Source organism: Paenibacillus sp. S28 (genome assembly GCF_016624415.1).
GTDB classification, from domain to species: domain Bacteria; phylum Bacillota; class Bacilli; order Paenibacillales; family Paenibacillaceae; genus Paenibacillus_AQ; species Paenibacillus_AQ favisporus.
In genome coordinates this window covers 112,223-132,664 of the sequence record NZ_JACVTM010000013.1, presented here as the reverse complement: position 1 = coordinate 132,664, position 20,442 = coordinate 112,223, and the positions used below count along the sequence as shown (strand labels likewise).

Annotated in this window: 16 protein-coding genes, 1 tRNA gene and 1 other RNA gene; 15 read left to right on the top strand and 3 right to left on the bottom strand. The window is 52.9% G+C overall.

Annotated features, from left to right (window positions below; genetic code table 11):
* Positions 1-37 precede the first annotated feature (37 nt).
* The gene (clpP, locus tag IAE55_RS25635; RefSeq protein ID WP_076173158.1) at positions 38-634 is read right to left on the bottom strand and encodes an ATP-dependent Clp endopeptidase proteolytic subunit ClpP; all 597 of its coding nucleotides are present in this window, start codon (positions 632-634) and stop codon (positions 38-40) included.
* A 208-nt stretch (positions 635-842) separates the two neighbouring features.
* Positions 843-917: transfer RNA gene (locus IAE55_RS25630), tRNA-Arg, on the bottom strand.
* Positions 918-1,157: 240 nt separating this feature from the next.
* Between IAE55_RS25630 and IAE55_RS25625 the strand changes: the two genes are divergently transcribed.
* The 12 genes from IAE55_RS25625 to IAE55_RS25570 all read left to right on the top strand — a co-directional run bounded on the left by IAE55_RS25625 (position 1,158) and on the right by IAE55_RS25570 (position 14,174).
* Entirely contained in the window at positions 1,158-2,195 is a 1,038-nt protein-coding gene (locus tag IAE55_RS25625) for a sugar-binding transcriptional regulator (protein ID WP_105445135.1), read from the top strand.
* A 79-nt stretch (positions 2,196-2,274) separates the two neighbouring features.
* Positions 2,275-3,285, top strand: coding sequence for a type I glyceraldehyde-3-phosphate dehydrogenase (gene gap, locus IAE55_RS25620; protein ID WP_076173156.1), 1,011 nt, complete (start codon positions 2,275-2,277; stop codon positions 3,283-3,285).
* 196 nt (positions 3,286-3,481) lie between these two features.
* On the top strand, positions 3,482-4,663 hold the full coding sequence (locus IAE55_RS25615) for a phosphoglycerate kinase (RefSeq protein ID WP_116233172.1): 1,182 nt from the start codon (positions 3,482-3,484) through the stop codon (positions 4,661-4,663).
* Between the two features lie 63 nt (positions 4,664-4,726).
* Positions 4,727-5,479: a triose-phosphate isomerase gene (tpiA, locus tag IAE55_RS25610; RefSeq protein WP_200634256.1), complete on the top strand. Its 753-nt coding sequence runs from the start codon at positions 4,727-4,729 to the stop codon at positions 5,477-5,479.
* A gap of 1 nt (position 5,480) precedes the next feature.
* Complete coding sequence (gene gpmI / locus IAE55_RS25605) at positions 5,481-7,025, top strand: 2,3-bisphosphoglycerate-independent phosphoglycerate mutase (RefSeq protein WP_200634255.1); 1,545 nt, start codon at positions 5,481-5,483, stop codon at positions 7,023-7,025.
* A 202-nt stretch (positions 7,026-7,227) separates the two neighbouring features.
* On the top strand, positions 7,228-8,514 hold the full coding sequence (gene eno, locus IAE55_RS25600) for a phosphopyruvate hydratase (RefSeq protein WP_076173153.1): 1,287 nt from the start codon (positions 7,228-7,230) through the stop codon (positions 8,512-8,514).
* Positions 8,515-8,935: 421 nt separating this feature from the next.
* On the top strand, positions 8,936-9,169 hold the full coding sequence (gene secG / locus IAE55_RS25595) for a preprotein translocase subunit SecG (RefSeq protein WP_076173152.1): 234 nt from the start codon (positions 8,936-8,938) through the stop codon (positions 9,167-9,169).
* 210 nt (positions 9,170-9,379) lie between these two features.
* Positions 9,380-12,001, top strand: a complete 2,622-nt coding sequence (rnr, locus tag IAE55_RS25590; protein ID WP_200634254.1) for a ribonuclease R — start codon at positions 9,380-9,382, stop codon at positions 11,999-12,001.
* 233 nt (positions 12,002-12,234) lie between these two features.
* Entirely contained in the window at positions 12,235-12,717 is a 483-nt protein-coding gene (gene smpB / locus IAE55_RS25585; RefSeq protein WP_105445139.1) for an SsrA-binding protein SmpB, read from the top strand.
* A 233-nt stretch (positions 12,718-12,950) separates the two neighbouring features.
* Positions 12,951-13,316: a transfer-messenger RNA gene (gene ssrA / locus IAE55_RS25580) on the top strand.
* A 363-nt stretch (positions 13,317-13,679) separates the two neighbouring features.
* The gene (locus IAE55_RS25575) at positions 13,680-13,880 is read left to right on the top strand and encodes a cold-shock protein (protein WP_076173149.1); all 201 of its coding nucleotides are present in this window, start codon (positions 13,680-13,682) and stop codon (positions 13,878-13,880) included.
* 51 nt (positions 13,881-13,931) lie between these two features.
* Positions 13,932-14,174: a cold-shock protein gene (locus IAE55_RS25570; RefSeq protein WP_308737674.1), complete on the top strand. Its 243-nt coding sequence runs from the start codon at positions 13,932-13,934 to the stop codon at positions 14,172-14,174.
* Between the two features lie 154 nt (positions 14,175-14,328).
* Here the strand turns inward: IAE55_RS25570 and IAE55_RS25565 are convergent, their stop codons facing one another.
* Positions 14,329-15,072, bottom strand: coding sequence for an NADPH-dependent oxidoreductase (locus tag IAE55_RS25565; protein ID WP_200634253.1), 744 nt, complete (start codon positions 15,070-15,072; stop codon positions 14,329-14,331).
* 169 nt (positions 15,073-15,241) lie between these two features.
* On the opposite strand from IAE55_RS25565, the gene IAE55_RS25560 reads away from it, so the two are divergent.
* The 3 genes from IAE55_RS25560 (at position 15,242) to IAE55_RS25550 (ending at position 20,318) form a co-directional block, all read left to right on the top strand.
* On the top strand, positions 15,242-15,730 hold the full coding sequence (locus IAE55_RS25560; protein ID WP_145161986.1) for a MarR family transcriptional regulator: 489 nt from the start codon (positions 15,242-15,244) through the stop codon (positions 15,728-15,730).
* A gap of 396 nt (positions 15,731-16,126) precedes the next feature.
* A complete protein-coding gene (locus IAE55_RS25555; protein WP_200634252.1) occupies positions 16,127-19,240 on the top strand; it encodes a hybrid sensor histidine kinase/response regulator in 3,114 nt (1,037 codons plus the stop codon).
* Positions 19,218-20,318, top strand: coding sequence for a response regulator (locus IAE55_RS25550; protein ID WP_200634251.1), 1,101 nt, complete (start codon positions 19,218-19,220; stop codon positions 20,316-20,318). The genes IAE55_RS25555 and IAE55_RS25550 overlap by 23 nt, the downstream gene beginning before the upstream one ends.
* Positions 20,319-20,442: the final 124 nt, after the last annotated feature.

Here is a 20,442-nt window from a genome sequence, read left to right as displayed (position 1 = left end):
ATTCCCTGTTTTTCTTCGGTTCCAAAGCCGCGAATATTTACACGCCTTGGATTGGAGTGCTTTCCAGAACTTTATCGATCAGTCCGTATTCCTGCGCTTCAGCTGCGCTCATGAAGTAGTCACGGTCGGTGTCTTTCTCGATGCGCTCCAGCGGCTGTCCGGTACGTTCGGACAAGATGCGGTTCAAGGTGTCGCGCATTTTCAGAATGCGGCGGGCGCGGATTTCGATATCCGTAGCCTGGCCTTGCGCACCCCCGAGTGGCTGGTGGATCATGATCTCACTGTTTGGCAGGCCGAAGCGTTTGCCCTTGGCGCCGGCGTTCAGCAGGAACGCGCCCATGGAAGCCGCCAAGCCTACGCAGATTGTAGATACGTCCGGTTTGATGAACTGCATTGTATCGAAAATCGCCATACCGGCCGTAATGGATCCGCCGGGGCTGTTAATGTACAAATGGATGTCTTTCTCCGGATCTTCGGCTGCGAGGAACAGCAGCTGGGCGATGATAGAATTGGCGACCACGTCATTGACTTCGGTGCCCAGGAAAATGATGCGGTCTTTCAGCAAACGGGAATAGATGTCGTAAGCCCGTTCACCGCGGTTGCTTTGTTCGACGACCATAGGAATATAACTCACGTGGAAAACCTCCCTTAATTGGCTCAAAATAGGTCATTCTATACATACTGTTACCGTATTAACCACATGATAAACAATTTCAAACAAAAAGTCAAAGAAAGTCAAACTCGAGGTAAAAAAAATAGCCATCTGATTGGCTGTGGTACGTTTGGTTAAAAACATAACGTAGAACGGTTGCCGTTCTGCGTTCTCTTCTATTAAAGAAAAATGGCGCGCCCGCGAGGAATTGAACCTCGATCTCAGGCTTCGGAGGCCTACGTCATATCCATTGGACCACGGGCGCAAAATTCAATAGCAAGAGTTATTATATGATAGCTTGCCTCAAAATGCAAGGGTTAAGTTATTAATTTTTTCGAATCAGGAAAATGCTGTATAGGAGGAAAGGCTGATGTGAATTATAGTCAGTGGACTACTTGCAACCAGCGCCATTATTGAGTAGAATAGTGGTGGGACTTAAAACGTTGACCCGGGACATTTTAGGGCCAGGGGAGAGAGGGAAGCGAAGTTGCAGGAGTGGAAAGAAATGCGGGATATATTAGAGATACAAAAGCAGCTTCTGCCTGATCTCGTGGACGTTCTCAAGACCAGATATACCATTCTTCATCAGATCAAGCTGTCGGAGCTGATCGGCCGGAGAACGCTCGCTGCATCCCTGCATATGACCGAGCGGGTGCTGCGGGCCGAGACGGATCTTCTCAAGTCCCAGGGCCTGGTTGAGATCGAGAGCTCTGGGATGAGGGTCAGCGAGGCGGGAAGCAAGCTGCTCGAACAGATGGAGCCGATGGTGAAAGTGCTGTTCGGCCTCAATGATCTTGGCGAGAAGATCCGCCAGACGTACGGCTTGCGCAAAGTCGTGGTCGTGCCCGGGGATTGCGAATCGTCGCCGCTCACGAAGCGTGACTTGGGACGCGCGGGTGCCAAAGCGCTGCTTGGCGTCATGAACCAAGGGGACACCGTAGCGGTGACTGGAGGCTCAACGCTCGCCGAAGTGGCGGAGCAGTTGACGCCGCAGGCGGCCGTACCGATGAAGAACAGCTGGTTCGTGCCAGCTAGGGGCGGACTTGGCGAAAGCGTGGAGTTTCAGGCGAACACGATCGCATCCACCATGGCCAAGCGCGTCGGCGCGCAGTACCGGCTGCTGCATGTGCCGGACCTCCTGAGTGATGAAGCGTATCAGTCGCTGGTGCAGGACCGCAACATCCAGGAGATCGTGCAGGCGATCAGGCACTGCCGCATCATCATGCACGGCATCGGGGACGCGATGGAGATGACCCGCCGAAGAAGGCTGGATCCCGCCGCCGTGGAGGAGATCCGGTCGGAAGGAGCCGTAGCCGAATCCTTTGGCTACTATTTCAATGAACAAGGCGTTGTCGTTCATAAAATGATGACTTTGGGGCTGCGGCTGGAGGACATTATGCGGACCGAGACCGTCATCGGCATTGCGGGCGGCCGAAGCAAGGCCAAAGCGATCCATGCGGTGCTCAAATTCGGCCACGAGGACATTCTGGTGGTTGACGAAGCGGCCGCTATCGAGATCTGCCGGGAAATTGGCAGCGAGTAAACAACATTCCTTTTGATGTCATGACAGGTATCTACCTGTTTTGAATAAATAAAATACGAACTTTTGGGAGGACTATTCAATGAGTGTAAAAGTAGGCATTAACGGTTTTGGACGTATCGGACGACTCGCTTTCCGCCGTATTCAAAATGTGGAAGGCATCGAAGTTGTAGCCATCAACGACCTTACTGACGCTAAGATGTTGGCCCATCTGCTCAAATATGATACAACGCAAGGCACTTTCAACGGAGATATCGAAGTTCACGACGGCTTCTTCAAAGTGAACGGCAAAGAAGTTAAGGTTCTGGCGAACCGTAACCCTGAAGAACTTCCTTGGGGCGATCTTGGCGTAGACATCGTTCTCGAGTGCACAGGCTTCTTCACAACGAAAGAAGCTGCTGAGAAACACCTGAAAGGCGGCGCTAAGAAAGTTGTGATCTCCGCTCCGGCTACAGGCGACATGAAGACGATCGTATACAACGTTAACCATGAGACACTGGACGGAACTGAGACTGTAATCTCCGGCGCATCTTGCACAACGAACTGCCTGGCTCCTATGGCCAAAACGCTGAACGACAAGTTCGGTATCGTTCAAGGCTTGATGACAACGATCCACGCTTACACTGGCGACCAAAACACCCTGGACGCTCCGCATCCAAAAGGTGACTTCCGTCGTGCGCGTGCAGCTGCAGAAAACATCATTCCTAACTCCACTGGCGCTGCAAAAGCGATTGGTCTGGTTCTTCCAGAACTGCAAGGCAAACTGGACGGTGCCGCTCAACGCGTACCTGTACCAACTGGTTCCCTGACTGAGCTCGTTACAGTTCTGAACACCAAAGTAACGGCTGACGAAGTAAACGCAGCAATGAAAGAAGCTTCCGATCCAGAAACTTACGGCTACACTGAAGACGAAATCGTATCTTCCGACATCAAAGGCATCACGTTCGGTTCGCTCTTCGACGCTACTCAAACGAAAGTGTTGACTGTTGGCGACCAACAGCTGGTTAAAACCGTTGCTTGGTACGACAACGAAATGTCTTACACTTCCCAATTGGTTCGCACATTGGCATACTTCGCTAAGATCGCTAAGTAATATCGGCCATCCCATAGCGAAAACATCCCGAGCGGAAACAGGCATCCTATGTTTCCGCTCTTTAAAATATAGAATGCATAAATTTTCAGCGGAGCTGAGCCATTCTATGATTGCAAGATCAATGTCCTAACATGCTGAACCACGGGGCTGAGGAGACTGTCCCGTTAAAAATATGGGTGCGGAGGGAAACAATACGATGAACAAGAAGTCTGTACGTGATGTAGAAGTAAACGGCAAACGCGTATTCGTGCGCGTTGATTTTAACGTGCCATTGGAAGACGGCAAAATTACCGACGATACACGGATCCGTGAAACGCTGCCAACGATCAACTACCTGATCGAGCATGGCGCGAAAGTGATTCTGGCCAGCCACATGGGGCGCCCGAAAGGCGAAGTGGTAGAATCCATGCGTCTGACACCTGCGGCAGAGCGCCTGTCCGAGCTGCTCGGCAAACCGGTTGTCAAGGCTGACGAAGCGGTTGGCGACGCGGTCAAAGCGCAAGTGGAGAAGCTGAACAACGGCGACGTGCTGCTGCTTGAAAATGTCCGCTTTTACCCTGGCGAAGAGAAAAACGATCCGGAACTTGCGAAGCAGTTCGCTGAGCTGGCTGACCTGTTCGTAAACGACGCGTTTGGCGCCGCTCACCGTGCGCATGCTTCGACCGAAGGTATCGCCCATTACCTGCCGGCTGTTTCCGGCCTGCTGATGGAGAAGGAACTTTCCGTACTTGGTAAAGCACTGTCCAATCCGGAGCGTCCTTTCACAGCAATCATCGGCGGTTCCAAGGTTAAGGATAAAATCGACGTCATCGACAACCTGCTGAACATCGCGGATAACGTCCTGATTGGCGGCGGCCTGTCCTATACGTTCATGAAGGCACAGGGCTATGAAATCGGTCTGTCTTTGTGCGATAATGAAAAACTGGATGTCGCGCTCGGATTTATCCAAAAGGCGAAGGATCTCGGCAAAAACTTCCTGCTTCCGGTTGACATCGTCATCGCGGACGATTTCAGCGCCAATGCGAACGTTGACATCGTAGAGGTCGGCAACATCCCTGAGAAATGGGAAGGCGTGGACATCGGACCGAAAACCCGTGCCAAATATGCAGAGATCATCAAGAACTCCAAACTCGTGGTATGGAACGGACCGATGGGCGTTTTCGAAATCGATCCTTTCTCCAATGGTACACGCGAAGTGGCTGAAGCCTGCGCCCAAACCGAAGGCTACACCATCATCGGCGGCGGCGACTCGGCGGCAGCGGCAGAGAAATTCCATCTGGCTGACAAAATGGATCACATCTCCACTGGCGGCGGCGCATCCCTCGAGTTCATGGAAGGCAAAGCTCTCCCTGGCGTCGTGGCACTGAACGACAAGTAAGCAAGAAGCGCTGGAAGAGCGCGGAACGTACGGACCCGTAAGGACAAAAAAGGAGTGAAAAGTGTGAGAACACCTATCATCGCCGGCAACTGGAAAATGTTCAAAACCGTTCCGGAAGCCAAAACGTTTATCGAAGAAGTCAAAGGCAAAGCTGAAGTTGAAGGCGTGGAGAACGTCATCTGCGCTCCGTTCACGAACCTTCCCGCTTTGGTGGAAGCTGTGAAAGGCACATCGATCAAAATCGGTGCGCAAAACCTGCATTTTGAAGATAACGGTGCGTTCACCGGGGAAATCAGCGGCGTGATGCTGAAAGACCTTGGCGTAGACTACGTCATTATCGGCCACTCCGAGCGCCGGCAATATTTTGCCGAAACCGACGAGACCGTAAACAAAAAGGTCCAAGCGGCATTCCGTCATGACCTGACTCCAATCGTGTGCGTCGGCGAGAAGCTGGAAGAGCGCGAAGCCGGCCAAACGAAAGACGTATGCAAAGTGCAGACGGAAGCAGCGTTCCAAGGCTTGTCCGCAGAACAGGCGGCTCAAGTGGTTATCGCTTACGAGCCAATCTGGGCGATCGGAACAGGCAAGTCCTCGACTGCACAGGACGCTAACGAAGTGATCTCTTATATCCGCAGCCTGGTTGAAGGCCTGTATGGCAAAGAGGTAGCGGATCAAGTCCGTATCCAATACGGCGGCAGCGTGAAGCCGGAGAACGTTAAAGAATACATGGGCCAAAGCGACATCGACGGCGCGCTCGTTGGCGGTGCCAGCCTGCAGCCGGCTTCGTTCATCCAGCTCGTTGAGGGGGCGAAGTAAGATGACCGCACCTAGACCCGTAGCACTGATCATCATGGACGGATTCGGGCTGCGCAGCACGGACGAAGGCAACGCAGTAGCGCAGGCCAAGAAACCGAACTACGACCGATTGATGGCGAAGTATCCGAACACGACGCTGACCGCTTCAGGCGAAGCGGTAGGTCTGCCGGAAGGGCAAATGGGAAACTCCGAAGTCGGCCATTTGAACATCGGCGCAGGCCGCATCGTGTACCAGGATTTGACCCGGATTTCGAAATCGATCCGCGAAGGGGAGTTTTTCAACAACCCGACGCTGGTCGAAGCGGTGCAAGCTGCAAAGAATAACAGCAAGAAGCTCCATCTGTATGGCCTCTTGTCCGACGGCGGGGTACATAGCCATATCGAGCATATGTTTGCTATGCTGGACCTAGCGAAAAAAGAAGGGCTGGATGAGGTTTACATCCATGCTTTCCTGGACGGACGCGACGTGGCTCCGGATTCCGGCAAGAAGTTCATCCAGGATCTGCAAGCCAAGATCAAGGAAGTTGGCGTCGGCAAAATCGCCACGGTACAAGGTCGTTACTATGCGATGGACCGCGATAAACGCTGGGAGCGCGTAGAGAAGTCCTACCGTGCGATTGTGTACGGGGATGGACCGAAATACACCGATCCGCTGGTTGCCGTAACGGAATCCTATAACAAATCGGTATTCGACGAGTTTGTAGAGCCGACCGTCATCGTTGACGAGCAGGGCAGCCCGGTATCGCTGGTGGAGAGCGGAGACTCCGTTATCTTCCTGAACTTCCGCCCGGACCGCGCGATCCAGCTGTCCCAGGTGTTCACGAACAAGGACTTCCGCGGATTCGACCGTGGGCCGAAGTTCCCGGAAAACCTCCATTTTGTCTGCCTGACGCTGTTCAGCGAAACGGTGGAAGGCTACGTAGCCTACGAGCCGAAGAACCTGGACAACACGCTGGGCGAAGTGCTGGTGCAGAATAACAAGAAGCAGCTGCGTATTGCCGAAACGGAAAAATATCCGCATGTTACCTTCTTCTTCAGCGGCGGACGCGACGTCGAGCTGCCTGGAGAAACGCGCATTCTGATCAATTCGCCGAAGGTCGCCACTTATGACCTGAAGCCGGAAATGAGCGCTTACGAAGTGGCGGACGCCTGCGTGAAGGAAATTGAAGCCGAGAAGCATGATGCGATCATTCTGAATTTTGCCAACCCGGATATGGTCGGTCACTCCGGTATGCTGGAACCGACGATCAAAGCGGTTGAAGTCACCGACGAGTGCATGGGCAAAGTAGTGGATGCCGTTATTGCCAAAGGCGGGGTAGCGATTATTATCGCCGACCACGGAAACGCCGACATGGTATTTGACGAAGCAGGCCGCCCATTCACCGCTCATACGACGAATCCGGTGCCGTTTATTTTGACCGATGAGAACGTAACGCTGCGCGAAGGCGGCATTCTGGCCGACGTGGCGCCGACGATTCTCGATCTGATGCAGCTGCCGAAGCCTGCCGAAATGACCGGCGAATCGATGATTGCAACCCGCAAATAAGCGGAAAATTCGATTCCGGTGATCCGATGCGTTATAATGGCTGTAGTAGCTGACAAGCAATATAGAATGAACTCAAGAAGTTCGTGTTGTAGGGCTAGGATAAGGCCGTTACAACAGGGTTCTCCATTCGAGACTTGAGTTCAACCTATATCATGTGGTCTGAATAACCAATTACGAATGTGGAAAAGGAGATTAGCACAAAATGACTATTATTTCTGACGTGTACGCACGCGAAGTCCTCGACTCCCGCGGTAACCCTACGGTTGAAGTTGAAGTATATCTGGAATCCGGCGGCCATGGCCGCGCCATCGTACCATCCGGCGCATCCACAGGCGCTCACGAAGCTGTAGAGCTTCGCGACGGCGACAAAGACCGTTACCTCGGCAAAGGTGTTCTGAACGCGGTGAAGAACGTGAACGAAATCATCGCTCCTGAAGTCATCGGCATGGACGCGCTCGACCAGCTCGGCATCGACAAGCTGATGATCAAACTGGACGGAACACCTAACAAAGGCAAGCTGGGCGCTAACGCCATCCTGGCTGTATCCATGGCCGTAGCCCGCGCGGCTGCTGACGCTCTGGACCTTCCGCTGTACGTATACCTTGGCGGATTCAATGCCAAACAACTGCCTGTACCAATGATGAACATCGTCAACGGCGGCGCTCATGCCGACAACAACGTCGACGTTCAAGAATTTATGGTACTGCCGGTTGGCGCGCCTACGTTCAAGGAAGCTCTCCGTACAGGTGCAGAAATCTTCCACAGCCTGAAATCCGTTCTGAAGGGCAAAGGCCTGAACACAGCAGTTGGCGACGAAGGCGGATTTGCTCCAAACTTCACGTCCAACGAAGACGCATTGTCCTCTATTATGGAAGCTATCGAAAAAGCCGGCTACAAGCCAGGCGTTGACGTATTCCTCGGTATGGACGTCGCTTCCACCGAATTCTACAAAGATGGCAAATACCATCTTGAAGGCGAAGGCAAATCCTACACATCCAGTGAATTCGTTGAGCTGCTCGCTTCCTGGGTCGACAAATACCCGATCATCACGATCGAAGACGGCTGCTCCGAAGACGACTGGGAAGGTTGGAAGCTCCTTACCGCGAAACTCGGCGACAAGATCCAGCTCGTTGGCGACGACTTGTTCGTAACGAACACCGAGCGTCTTGAAAAAGGTATCGAAGAAGGCATCGGCAACTCCATCCTGATCAAAGTAAACCAAATCGGTACGCTGACAGAAACGTTTGATGCGATCGAAATGGCGAAACGCGCAGGATACACAGCGGTTGTCTCCCACCGTTCCGGTGAGTCCGAAGACAGCACGATCGCTGACATCGCCGTAGCAACGAATGCCGGTCAAATCAAAACCGGTGCTCCGTCCCGTACAGACCGTATCGCGAAGTACAACCAATTGCTCCGCATCGAGGACGAATTGGGCGAACTGGCGCAGTACAACGGTCTGAAGTCGTTCTACAACCTGAAAAAATAAGGCTGTACAGCCTTAAGCAAAGAGCGTTCCGGGTAACTCCGGGGCGCTTTTTTTATTTAAAATTTCAGTGGCGCTGAACGATTCAATCATCGCAAGGAACACTTCCGCTAAACGCGGTCTGTCTTTTTTAAGCTGCGTCGATGGGGTTTTTTATTTCAAGATGGAGCTACCAGCATAGCGATCAAAGGATCGGTGACTCGGATTTTAAACGATCTTGCGTTTGGGGGTGTGCCACCCTGAGCTTGTGATTGATGCTATAAACAGCGGTGCAGTGCGGGTTTAGCTTGTGTTCGCAAATAGGCTATGATACAATAAGAATGCTGTTTGTGCACGCTGGGCTGCATTCTAAGTCCGGCCATAACGGAATTGAAATTTTGACATTCATATAATTGAGATGTTAAGCCATTGGGAGGTGGAACAAATGGAAATCTTGTTGAAGGTGCTGCTCGTGATTTTCTCCATCGCGTTGATCGCGATTGTTCTTTTGCAAAAAGGGAAAAGCGCGGGTCTTTCCGGGGCCATCTCCGGTGGCGCGGAACATCTATTCGGTAAAACGAAAGCACGCGGCATGGATCTCGTGCTGCAGCGCGTGACGGTTGTCGTCGCGGCATGCTTTTTTATCCTGGCCATTGTGGTGGCCGTCGTCGTCAAGTAAAGAATAGCAGCACACCAAAACCTCCGCTCTTTTTCGATTGGAAGATGAGCGGAGGTTTTTTAGGTTGATTAAGGCTTACGGGCAGGGATGCAACCGATTAAATTCGTGTATACTAGGGTATGTGTATATTACTGGACAAATACAACAAACGAACGATTACATAGTCACTTGCGGAAGGCATTCCTGCAAGTCACCTGAGGTGATGAAACGATGATTACGGAACAGATGATACTTGATTTGATGCAGGATCCCGAATATAAACCGATGACGTATCAGGAACTGGAACAGCATTTCGCGATTGACGATGCGCTGGATTTCAAGGATTTTCTGAAAACGCTGAACGCGATGGAGGAGGCAGGGACCATCGTGCGGTCCCGGTCGGAACGGTACGGCGTGCCGGAACGGCTGGATCTCCTGAAGGGCCGTCTGCAGGCCCATGCGAAAGGCTTTGCATTCCTGATCCCGGAAGACCGGGAGCATCCGGATGTATATATTGGAGCCAATGATATGAAGAGCGCCATGAACGGGGACACCGTTCTGGTGCGGGTTACGGCCAAGAGCCCGGCCGGCGGCAAGCTGGAGGGGGAAGTGGTGCGGATCGTCAACCGGGCCATTACCCAGATCGTCGGGGTCTTCCAAGGGCATGAAGCGTACGGCTTTGTGCTGCCTGACGATAAACGGATCAACCGGGATATTTTTATTCCGAAGGATGCCTTTAACGGGGCGGTCGACGGCGAGAAGGTCGTCGTCAAAATCGTCAATTATCCGGAGGGCCGATCCGCCGCGGAAGGCGAAGTGGTCGAGATTCTCGGGCATAAGGATGATCCGGGGGTCGATATCCTGTCCATTATCCGCAAGCATCAGCTGCCGGAAGCTTTTCCGGAAGAGGTGATGGCAGAGGCGGAGCAAGCGCCGGATTCGATCACCGAGGAGGAAATCGTCCAGCAGGGACGGCGTGACCTTCGCGGCAAAACGATCGTCACGATTGACGGAGAGGACGCGAAAGACCTCGATGACGCAGTAAACGTGGAGCGTCTGCCGAACGGCAACTTCCTTCTGGGCGTTCATATCGCCGACGTCAGCTACTATGTCCGCGAAAACTCGGAGCTCGATAAAGAGGCGTACAACCGCGGATGCAGCGTCTATTTGGTGGACCGGGTCATCCCGATGCTGCCGCACCGCCTGTCCAACGGCATCTGCTCGTTGAATCCGCAGGTGGACCGCCTGACGATGTCCTGCGAAATGGAATTCGACGAGCATATGAAGCTCGTGAGACATGACATTTTTACCAGCGTGATCAAGACGAAGGAACGGATGACGTACAACAACGTCCGGAAGATCCTGAACGACGAGGATCCGGAAGTGACGGAGCGGTACAGCTATCTGGTCGACACCTTCAAGCTGATGAAGGAGCTTGCGCTGCGCCTGCGGGCGAGACGGATGAACCGCGGTGCGGTGGACTTCGACTTTGTGGAGTCCAAGGTGATCGTCGATGAGAACGGCAAGCCGGTCGACATCGTGAAACGCGAACGCTCGATCGCCGAGCAGATCATCGAGGAGTTCATGCTGGCGGCCAACGAAACGGTGGCCGAGCATTTCTACTGGATGAAAGTGCCGTTTCTGTACCGGATTCACGAAAATCCGGATCCGGAGAAGCTCCAGACGTTCATGGCGTTTGCGGCCAACTTCGGTCACCATGTGAAGGGCCGGGGCAACTCCGTGCATCCACGGGCGCTCCAAAGCCTGCTGGAGGACATCCAGGGCACGAAGGAGCAAAAGGTCATCAGCACGGTGATGCTGCGCTCGATGAAGCAGGCGAAATACGATGCGGAAATGTCCGGACACTTTGGACTGGCCGCCGAATATTATTCGCACTTTACGTCTCCGATCCGCCGCTATCCGGACCTGGTCATTCACCGGGTGATCCGGGAAGTGCTGGAGAACAAGGGCGTCCTGCCGGAGAACCGGCTGGAGTACCTGGCTTCCCGGATGGCAGACATCGCCCAGCAGTCCTCCGAGCGTGAGCGTGTGGCGGTGGATGCGGAGCGTGACACAGACCAGCTGAAGAAGGCCGAATACATGCTCGATAAGGTCGGCGAGGAATTCGAAGGCATCATCAGCAGCGTGACGAGCTTCGGCATGTTCATCGAGCTCGAGAACACGGTCGAGGGCCTGATCCGGCTGAGCGCGCTGACGGACGATTACTACCATTTCGATGAGGCCTCCATGGCCCTCATCGGGGAGCGCACGTCACGCGTGTTCCGGATCGGCGACGAAGTGAAGATCCGCGTCGAGCGCGTGAACATGGACGATCACACCATCGACTTCGAGATGGTGGACATGAAGCCGCGCAGCGAAGGCCGGCGCGGCGGAAGCTTTGGCGGCCGTGGTGGAGGCCGCGTGGGCAGAGGCGCCGCCATCCGTGAAGGCGGCGAGAATGGCCGCGGCGGGCGCGGTGCGGCCCGTGGCGGCGGCAAGGGCGCGCGGCCGGGCAAGAGCGCCCGCGAGGGCAGCGCCGGCGCAGCGCAGCAGGGCGCCGCGCGGGAAGGCGGCCGCAGCGGCGAAGCCAAGCGGCCGGCGAGCTTCGGCTTCGGCTCCGGCAAGGGTGGCTACGGCGCCCCGGCGCCTGGCGGAAGCCAAAGCGGCAGCAGTAGCAAGCCGTCCAGCGGCCGCAAGAAGAAAACGTCGCGCAGCGGTATTTTTGTCGGGGATGGGGCGGCTGCCGCCCGCGAAGACAATGCCGGCAGCGGCGAGAGCGTCGTCCGCAAGCGCAAGAAGAAGGGTGCGGCCAAGAATGGCACAGCCGCCTTCGTGCGCAAGAAGAAAAAGTAGAAGGGTTTCTGGGCAGTATCTTTTAAATCAGGCTTCGCCTGAAATGGGCGCCACCCGTGCGCCTTTTCGCCGAAATCTTGATTTTGCCCAGCCCAGTTGATACAATGGATTTCTGGTATACTGGCCGGGTTTGCGGCCTCTAGACGCTCTCGTTAGGGCGCTTGAGCTGCTTTCCCTTGAGCTGTACACCGGAAGTCCATTGCTGTTATAGCAAGTGTGGGAGGAGTGATAGCATGGGTGGTAAGAAGAGTGACGGGAAGGTCCTGGCCCAGAACAAAAAAGCTTCCCATGATTACTTCATCGAGGATACGTACGAAGCCGGCATGGTGCTGACCGGGACCGAGATCAAGTCGATCCGGAACGGACGGGCCAATATCGGGGATGCGTTTGCAACGATCCGCAATGGGGAAATTCATATTCATAACATGCATATCAGCCCGTTTGAGCAGGGCAACCGCTATAATCCGACGGATCCGACGCGGACCCGCAAGCTGCTGATGCACAAGGAACAGATCCACAAGCTGTTGGGACAGACCAAGCAGGAAGGCTATACGATCGTTCCGCTCAAGGTGTATATCCGCAACGGCTACGCGAAGCTGCTGCTCGGCCTTGGCCGCGGTAAGAAGCAGTATGACAAGCGTGATTCGGCCGCCAAACGCGACGCGCAGCGCGACATTCAGCGGGCACTCCGTGAGAAGCAGAAGATCGCGCGTTAATTTGGGGTTATGTGAAGTTACAGGCAAGTTTCACCTGCGTTTCCTTCAACCTCTGTGTCATTTTGGCCGGAATGTGTGATATACTATGTATGTAAGAGGTTATGGCTTGACCAGCCTTTTACGTGATAAATGCTTCTGATCATCCTTTCTTCATGGAGGGGAAGGATGCTGGATAGATTGCTTCTTATGCTTCAACGGTTCTAATCTAATCCAATAGAAGCCCTTTTTAATAAGGGGGCGTTTTTGGATTCGACGGGGATAGTTCGAGCATGAGTAGCGGGTAGTGGGGACGCGTCCACTTCATCAACGCTAAAGCCAATAATAACTGGCAAACAACAAAACAACTACGCTCTCGCAGCTTAATAACCTGCAGACGTGCTCTCGCTCTGCATCGCCCATGTGCCGGGATGAGGGCTCAACTTTAGTGGGATACGCTGTCTAGTCTCCGCCTGCGGCTAGCTGAAGAAGACAAACAGGCTGACCCGAAGGGAATCCGGTAACGGGGAGTCTCTAGGGTGACATTAAAACTGTTACTACACCCGTAGAAGCTTATGTGGCGTTATCTTCGGACAGGGGTTCGACTCCCCTCGCCTCCATAATGAGTATCAGAAAAGCGACCCGTAACGGGCCGCTTTTTTGCATCTCTCTATTTATTAGGATGGCTGCGCAATGACTCTTAATCAATATTTTTCTCCACTTTAATTGTGGTTTACTAAGTATACTACCCGGGGAAGATTATACAGTGTCATACTGCAGATAAGGTGAGTTCCAATAAAATGGAAGCAAAATTCAAAAAAACTTGTTATTCATCTCCAGTTGTGTTATAGTTAGTTTATTGGAATTTCGACCTGAGATCACATATTGTAGAGGGTTAGATTTTGATGATGTAACCTTGTACAATATGTGATTTTTTTTGGAAACTCGAAGATCATGTAAAAAAACAATTATGGAGGTAATGAACTATGCAACAAGGAACAGTAAAATGGTTTAATGCAGACAAAGGTTTTGGTTTTATCGAGGTTGAAGGCGGAGACGACGTATTTGTGCACTTCAGTGCAATCGTGAGCGACGGCTTCAAATCGTTGGATGAAGGTCAAAAAGTTGAATTTAATGTAGTACAAGGCAACCGTGGCCCACAGGCCGAGAATGTTGTAAAACTCTAAGTTTGTAATTAGAAAGGTCCCGCACATCGTGTCGGGGCCTTTTTTTCGCTCATGATTCCAGAAGAGAAAGTGGGATGCTGCTTGTACTATTCACGGAAAAGACTGATGATCGATCTTCCTGAGGAAATGACAACGATATGGTCGTGCACCAATGAAAAGTGCAACGGATGGATGAGGGATAACTTTGTTTTTCTGATCCAACCGATTTGTGGCCAATGCAATTCCTTCATGGAGAAGAGTCAGAAAATGCTGCCTATTTTAACAAATACAAGTCCGAATCAGACGAAGCATTAAAAAAAAGCGAGGACCAGTGACATCACTATGGTTACGATCTATACGCGGAAAAAAGATGGCGTTATGTCCGGACAGGGGTTCGACTTCCCCTCGCCTATCACGTAAATGAAATCCACAACCTCATGGGGTTGTGGATTTTGCATTTCTGACGAGCCTACTTCAAATCAAACCCTTTGCTCTTCACATACTCCGTATACCCGCCCAGCGGCAAATCTCGATCCAGCATAGAGATGAATTTCCCGGACCAGCTGGCCTTCTGCTTATTGTTGGTTCGAGCGCCATAATACTCTTTTATTTCCCGGTCATACGCTTCAACCTGTGCCTTAAGATCACGATCATACTGGTTTTCAAAAAATACGGCGGACCGTGGCAGGCGCGGCTTTTGTTCTGGGAATTCATCGGGGACGCCTACCGCAAGACCGACCAAAGGAATGACAAAGTCCGGAAGGTCCACCCATTCGTCCAGTTCAGGCAGAGCACTGTTAATCCCGCCAATAATAACGGCCCCGAGACCCATCGATTGAGCCGCCAAGTTGGCGTTTTGCAGAGCAAGCGCGGCACTTAGCACACTGGTTTGATAAAAATAGGAGTAGTTCAGGTTGCGGCTCATTTTGTCCTGGTAGTCCGGGCCGGCAGCCAGCATCATGCGGTGAAAATCGGCGCAAAAGATAAAAAAGTATCCGCACTCCGCAATCCACGGATTTTCAGAATGCTCCGCTATTTTCTTGCGCAGTTCCTGATCGGTGACACCGATGATCGAGAACGGCTGCATATGCGCCGAGGTTGGTGCCATTTGCGCCGCGTCGACGATGGCTTCGATTTGCTCGCCGGTTAACGGCGTATTTGTAAACTTGCGGATGGAGCGATGCTGGCGGATCAATTGAATGACCTCATTCATAAAATTTCCCTCCAAATCAATGTAATGTGATTTCTGCAGAAGCTGCATGAAGACCACGTTCCAACTAAATGGTTTCCATGGAAACCACAATAACAAGGAAATGATGCTTTGTCAAATGGTTTCTGCGGAAACCATGATATAATGAAAAGAAAAAAGGTAGGCTTGCCTTATGCCTGATATGAATGATGATTTGCTTCAGCTCAAAAATCGCATCGAAAAATCCATATACCAGATCCTCGTCAGCGAAGCCGAGGATGACAGCGATCGGCTCTGGCTCATGGAGCGCATTTCCGACGACCGGCTGAAAAAGCTGCTGCCTCGTCTATCCGTCTCAAGCCTGCACGTTCTGGACGTCATCTATGCGCATGACGGCATTAAAGGGATCGATATCGCCCGCGAGATGGGTTTAACAAAAGGCGCCGTCTCCAAAATTACCAGCAAATTGCTGGAGCAGGACCTGATACGAAAAAACCAGCTGCCGGACAACCTGAAAGAAATTTATTACTCTGTGACACCGCTTGGCGCCGAACTGGCTGAGCTGCACCGGGTTTTTCACGAGGAGAAGGATCATAAAGCGATGGAACTGTTAGCTAGTTTCGACGAGGCATCGCTGGAAATCGTGGCAGACTTTCTGGAGAAGCTGGCCCGTCTACGGTAGATGGCGTAGTTCAAAGCTGGCAGGGGGTGGCTGTCGTTGGGTGTATCGATCAGTATTTTCCGAGGATTATAACTTTGCGCCGCCACGGATCACTTCCATCACTAAAAACCCAGCCTTTGGGGGCTGGGTCTATTTGTGTGCAACGTTTATATACAAAGAAGAAGTAAATCTATAATTGGCATTCTCATCAGTTTGCTGAACACTAAAAAAATATTTAACTCTGTATAAAATAATACCTTGTCGTGTCATTCCGGACAGTGCATACTTTTGGCAATGCAAGCAAAGGCGCGGCACATGTACAACAAAACCGCAGAGCCGTGGTATGATAACCTTAACCATACCAAATTGGAAATAAAAGGGTTATTTTTCTCCTACGACAGGAAGGAATTACAGCTTATGAAAAGGCAATTGTCAGGTCTGATCGCAATGGTGCTCGTTTTTACCGTCGCTACCTCGATCTTTATTTATGAATGGCTTCACCCAAATGTCAACTACCCGGAGGCGCGGGACGGCGTGTTGGATGCCAGAGACTGGGACTTTTCGCAGCAGGGGATCATTCCGCTTCGAGGGGAATGGGAATTTTACAAGGACCAACTGCTGACGCCCCAGGACTTCGCCGATCAGGGAGCGGACCAGCAAACGGAGCGTCGTTTTCTCCAGGTTCCCGGAGGATGGAAGGGGAAAGTATCGGACGATGGGTACGGTGCGGGAACGTACCGGCTGCGTCTGCTAGTAAGCGACCTTGGTGATTACAGCCTTCGGGCTAAAAAGATTCGGATGTCGAGCCACATTTACATGGACGGGCAAGAGCTTGGCGGTACCGGACAAACCGCATTGTCTGACACCGGCTTTGTGCCCAGCAATTTTCCGTTCTTCGGAACAGTTGAAGTAAAGGACCAAACGATCGAAATTATCGTCCAGGTGGCGAGCTACAACAATGTGCAAGGCGGACTTGTGCAGGCTCCTGAATTCGGACGGACAGCCGATGTGCTGACCCGCCGGGACAACGCCCGTATGGCCGATGTGATCGTCATTACGACACTTCTGGTTTTTGGTATCTACTTTGCGGGCATGTTTAGACAGTGGCGGCGGGAGCCGTATCTGATTTTCTTCAGCTTGTTCTGTTGGGCGCTGGGGATCTTTTTCAGCATCGATAACGAAATCGTTATGGCGAACCTGGTTCCTTCCATATCCTATCTTTTGCTGCAGAAGCTGTTGTTCATCCTTCCGTACTTAGCCATTTTGTTCTTCATTCACTATGTGCGCATTTATCTAAGTGACAGGAGCGGGCACTGGTTCAAGGGATTTCGCTGGGTTTCCTACGTATATCTGGCTCTGCTCATCCTGCTCCCCAATGATCGTCTGCTGGTTCTGTTGTGGCCCGGTGTTTTATTGCAGGTTGTGGCTTTCGGTTTCATTTTCACCTCAATTTTTCGCAATCGCCATCATGGGGTGCGGATTTATTATATTTTGCTCGGGGCTTTCTTTTTGATCATCAGTTGGATCTTTGCCCAGACCCGCTATCAGCTGGCGCTGGATAGTCCCTATTACATTATCGTCACGCTGCTGCTGGTCGTGCTGTCGCAATCGTTCCTCATGACGGATCGGATTCGCGGAGCTTTCCTGCGGAGTGAACGTTTGGCTCAGCAGCTGCTGGTCCATGACCGGCAAAAGGATGAATTTTTGGCAAAAACATCGCATGAGCTGCGTACACCCTTGCACGGCATCATCAATTTGTCGGAGACGCTGCTGGAAAACAAGACGACACCGCTTGCAGCGGAGCACCGTGAGAACATCAGGCTGCTGCATCTGATCGGGCGGCGGCTTGCCGGACTGGTTAATGACATCCTTGATATGAACCGGATTCGGTACGGTCAGCTCGATGTGCAGCCGAAGCCGGTCGATCTGTACGTATCGACTCGCTTTGTCATGGAAACGTTGTCGATTGCGCCCATCAAGAATGGAGTCCGGCTTGCAGACGAGCTGCCTCCCGCGCTTCCCCTTGTCCTGGCAGATGAGAACCGGCTGCGGCAGATTTTGCACAATCTGCTCGAGAACGGATTAAAGTACACCGACAGGGGAACCGTCTCGATCTCGGCCGAAAGGCGGGGGGAGCTGCTGGCTGTTTCAGTAAGCGATACGGGGAGGGGGATCCCGGAAGAAGTCATGGATGATTTGTTTCAGCCGTTCTTCCAACATGACGAGGAAGGCTCCCATTCGCGTGATGGCATCGGGCTGGGACTTAGCATTTCGAAGCAGCTGGTCGAGCTGCAGGGTGGTCAGATGCAGGTGGAATCCGAAGTGGGCCGGGGCTCCCGGTTCACGTTTACATTGCCAATTGCCTGGAGCGGAGAGCATGAAGCGGCAGCGGCCGCAGAAAACGCCACAGCCCAAGCATATCCAGGGGATCGGCAGTACCCGGAGTACGGGAGAGGGAGATACACAGTACAACGGGACGACCAGGAGCCTCACCAGCCTCCCCAGTCCATGTCCAGCGGACAGAAGGAGATGTTCCATGTTCTCATCGTTGACGATGAGCCCTCCAACCTGAAGGTGGCCACGGACGCGATTGGCTCCATGGGACATGCCTATACAACGGCGGCCGGCGGGGCAGAGGCAATGGAGGCCCTTCGGCAAAGAAAACCCGATCTGGTGCTGCTCGACTTGATGATGCCCGGCGTATCGGGGCTCGACATTTGCCGGGAAATCCGCTCTCTGCACGGGCTGGCCGAGCTTCCGGTACTGATGCTGACCGCCTCGGGGCAGACGCGCGATACTCTGGCCGCCTTTGCGGCGGGGGCCAACGACATTTTGCATAAGCCTTTTGAACTGGCGGAGCTTCGGGCCCGGGCACAGTCACTGCTGGCGATGAAAAGCTCGTCGGAGCGCGCGGTGCGCCGGGAGATGGACTTCTTGCAGGCACAAATTCCCCCGCATTTTCTGTACAACAGCCTGAATGCCTTGGTTGGGCTTAGCTATAAAAATGTGGAGAAGCTGCGGGAAACGATTCATCATTTAACCACCTACCTGCGCGCCAAGTTCACGTTCGTTTTTCACGGGGATGAAGTTCCGCTGGAGCGGGAATTAGAGCTGGTTCGCGCTTATCTGGCGATTGAGCAGCTTCGGTTCGGTCAACGGTTGGCCGTACGCTATACGATCGACGAGAATGCCCACTGCCTCCTGCCCCCGCTCACCCTTCAGCCTATTGTCGAAAATGCCGTCCGCCACGGGATCGGGCAAAAGCCCGAGGGAGGGACCGTGGATATCATCATTCGCCCTGCCGACAGAGGCGTCGAAATCATCGTCGAAGATGACGGGGCCGGAATGGATGAAGATACGGTAAGACTGCTGGAGCAAGGAAAGGCTGGAGGAATCGGCATCGGCAATGTGAACCGACGGCTGCAAATGAGGTACGGGCGAAGTCTGGAAATTCACAGCGAACCAGGCAAAGGAACGAGAATAACGATTTTTTTGACGGAGGAGCGTTATGTGGAGAGCCATTCTGATTGACGATGAGGAGATCGCGCTTGACGTCATGGATATTATGCTGAATAGGGTTGGCGGGGTGAAGGTCGTCGGCAGATTTCAACTGGCTGGCGAAGCGCTGGCACAATGCGGCGCCCTTCAGCCGGATTTAATCTTTCTGGATATCGAGATGCCTGGGGTGAGCGGGCTCGATGCTGCAGGAGAGCTGGCTGCGAGCTGTCCGGACGCGGAAATCGTCTTTGTCACAGCCCATGATCAATATGCGATCGATGCATATGACACCGAAGCCATCGGATATTTGCTGAAACCCGTTGCGGAGGACAAGCTTGTTAGGGTATTGTCCCGCTATGCGAATCGGCAAGCTAAAAAGAAAAACCGCAGCGATGATTCTGTCGTTGGGTCGCCGAGTGCCGCCGGTTCGGCAGCTGAGCCGGGAAGCTGTGCGGAAGATAAGCCGGCACTGTCGCTCAAAGTGCTGGGCAGTATGGAACTGTATGCTCCGGACGGCCGGCTGTTGACATGGCGTACCAAGAAAACAAAGGAATTGTTCGCATTTCTCTGGCATCACCGGAGGCAGCCGGTTTATAAATACGCCATCCTGGAGCATTTATGGCCGGATGATCCGGCGGAGCGGGGGCAAAAGCTGCTGCATACCTCACTCTATTATTTGCGGAGCTTGTTTAAGTCGGTTGGATACGAAGCGGTTGTGAAGTACGGAGATGATCGGTACTGGATTGATGCGTCGTCTGTTCGCAGCGATCTGGAAGATCTGTTTGGGGGATTGGAGCAGGGAGGAGCTGGAGCTGGCATCAAGGACATCCTTCAGCTATATGCCGGCGACTATTTGGAGATGGAGTATTACGATTGGGCAAGCGCCTATCGGATCGAGCTTCGCACTACCCTGTTGTCAACGATGACTGCAGCCCTGGACCGGGCAGCGGATGAATCCCGCATGCTGATCCTCTGGAAGCTGATCGAAGTGGAGCCAAGTCAAGGGCACTATTATGATTTGCTGGCGGATGTGTTAAGCAAGGCTGGGGATCAGGCTGGCGTCCGCCGGGTGCATGCCATGAAGGAGCAGATGCGTTTAGACGAAGGTTAGAACGGTAGAGTAATCGCTAATAATGTCGAAAAACGGTCTTCAGACATGGGTCTGGAGGCCGTTTTTTGTCGTTTTTTGGGAGTAATGTTGTGAAAATGTTGAGAGCTGCTTGTTACAATGGGCG

What these genes read in the sequence shown, in the direction of transcription:
- secG (WP_076173152.1), top strand. Translation starts at nt 8,936, where the DNA reads ATGGAAATCTTGTTGAAGGTGCTGCTCGTGATTTTCTCCATCGCGTTG.
- IAE55_RS25565 (WP_200634253.1), bottom strand. Translation starts at nt 15,072, where the DNA reads ATGAATGAGGTCATTCAATTGATCCGCCAGCATCGCTCCATCCGCAAG.
- IAE55_RS25615 (WP_116233172.1), top strand. Translation starts at nt 3,482, where the DNA reads ATGAACAAGAAGTCTGTACGTGATGTAGAAGTAAACGGCAAACGCGTA.
- gpmI (WP_200634255.1), top strand. Translation starts at nt 5,481, where the DNA reads ATGACCGCACCTAGACCCGTAGCACTGATCATCATGGACGGATTCGGG.
- IAE55_RS25575 (WP_076173149.1), top strand. Translation starts at nt 13,680, where the DNA reads ATGCAACAAGGAACAGTAAAATGGTTTAATGCAGACAAAGGTTTTGGT.
- IAE55_RS25570 (WP_308737674.1), top strand. Translation starts at nt 13,932, where the DNA reads ATGATTCCAGAAGAGAAAGTGGGATGCTGCTTGTACTATTCACGGAAA.
- rnr (WP_200634254.1), top strand. Translation starts at nt 9,380, where the DNA reads ATGATTACGGAACAGATGATACTTGATTTGATGCAGGATCCCGAATAT.
- gap (WP_076173156.1), top strand. Translation starts at nt 2,275, where the DNA reads ATGAGTGTAAAAGTAGGCATTAACGGTTTTGGACGTATCGGACGACTC.
- smpB (WP_105445139.1), top strand. Translation starts at nt 12,235, where the DNA reads ATGGGTGGTAAGAAGAGTGACGGGAAGGTCCTGGCCCAGAACAAAAAA.
- IAE55_RS25555 (WP_200634252.1), top strand. Translation starts at nt 16,127, where the DNA reads ATGAAAAGGCAATTGTCAGGTCTGATCGCAATGGTGCTCGTTTTTACC.
- IAE55_RS25625 (WP_105445135.1), top strand. Translation starts at nt 1,158, where the DNA reads ATGCGGGATATATTAGAGATACAAAAGCAGCTTCTGCCTGATCTCGTG.
- IAE55_RS25550 (WP_200634251.1), top strand. Translation starts at nt 19,218, where the DNA reads ATGTGGAGAGCCATTCTGATTGACGATGAGGAGATCGCGCTTGACGTC.
- eno (WP_076173153.1), top strand. Translation starts at nt 7,228, where the DNA reads ATGACTATTATTTCTGACGTGTACGCACGCGAAGTCCTCGACTCCCGC.
- IAE55_RS25560 (WP_145161986.1), top strand. Translation starts at nt 15,242, where the DNA reads ATGCCTGATATGAATGATGATTTGCTTCAGCTCAAAAATCGCATCGAA.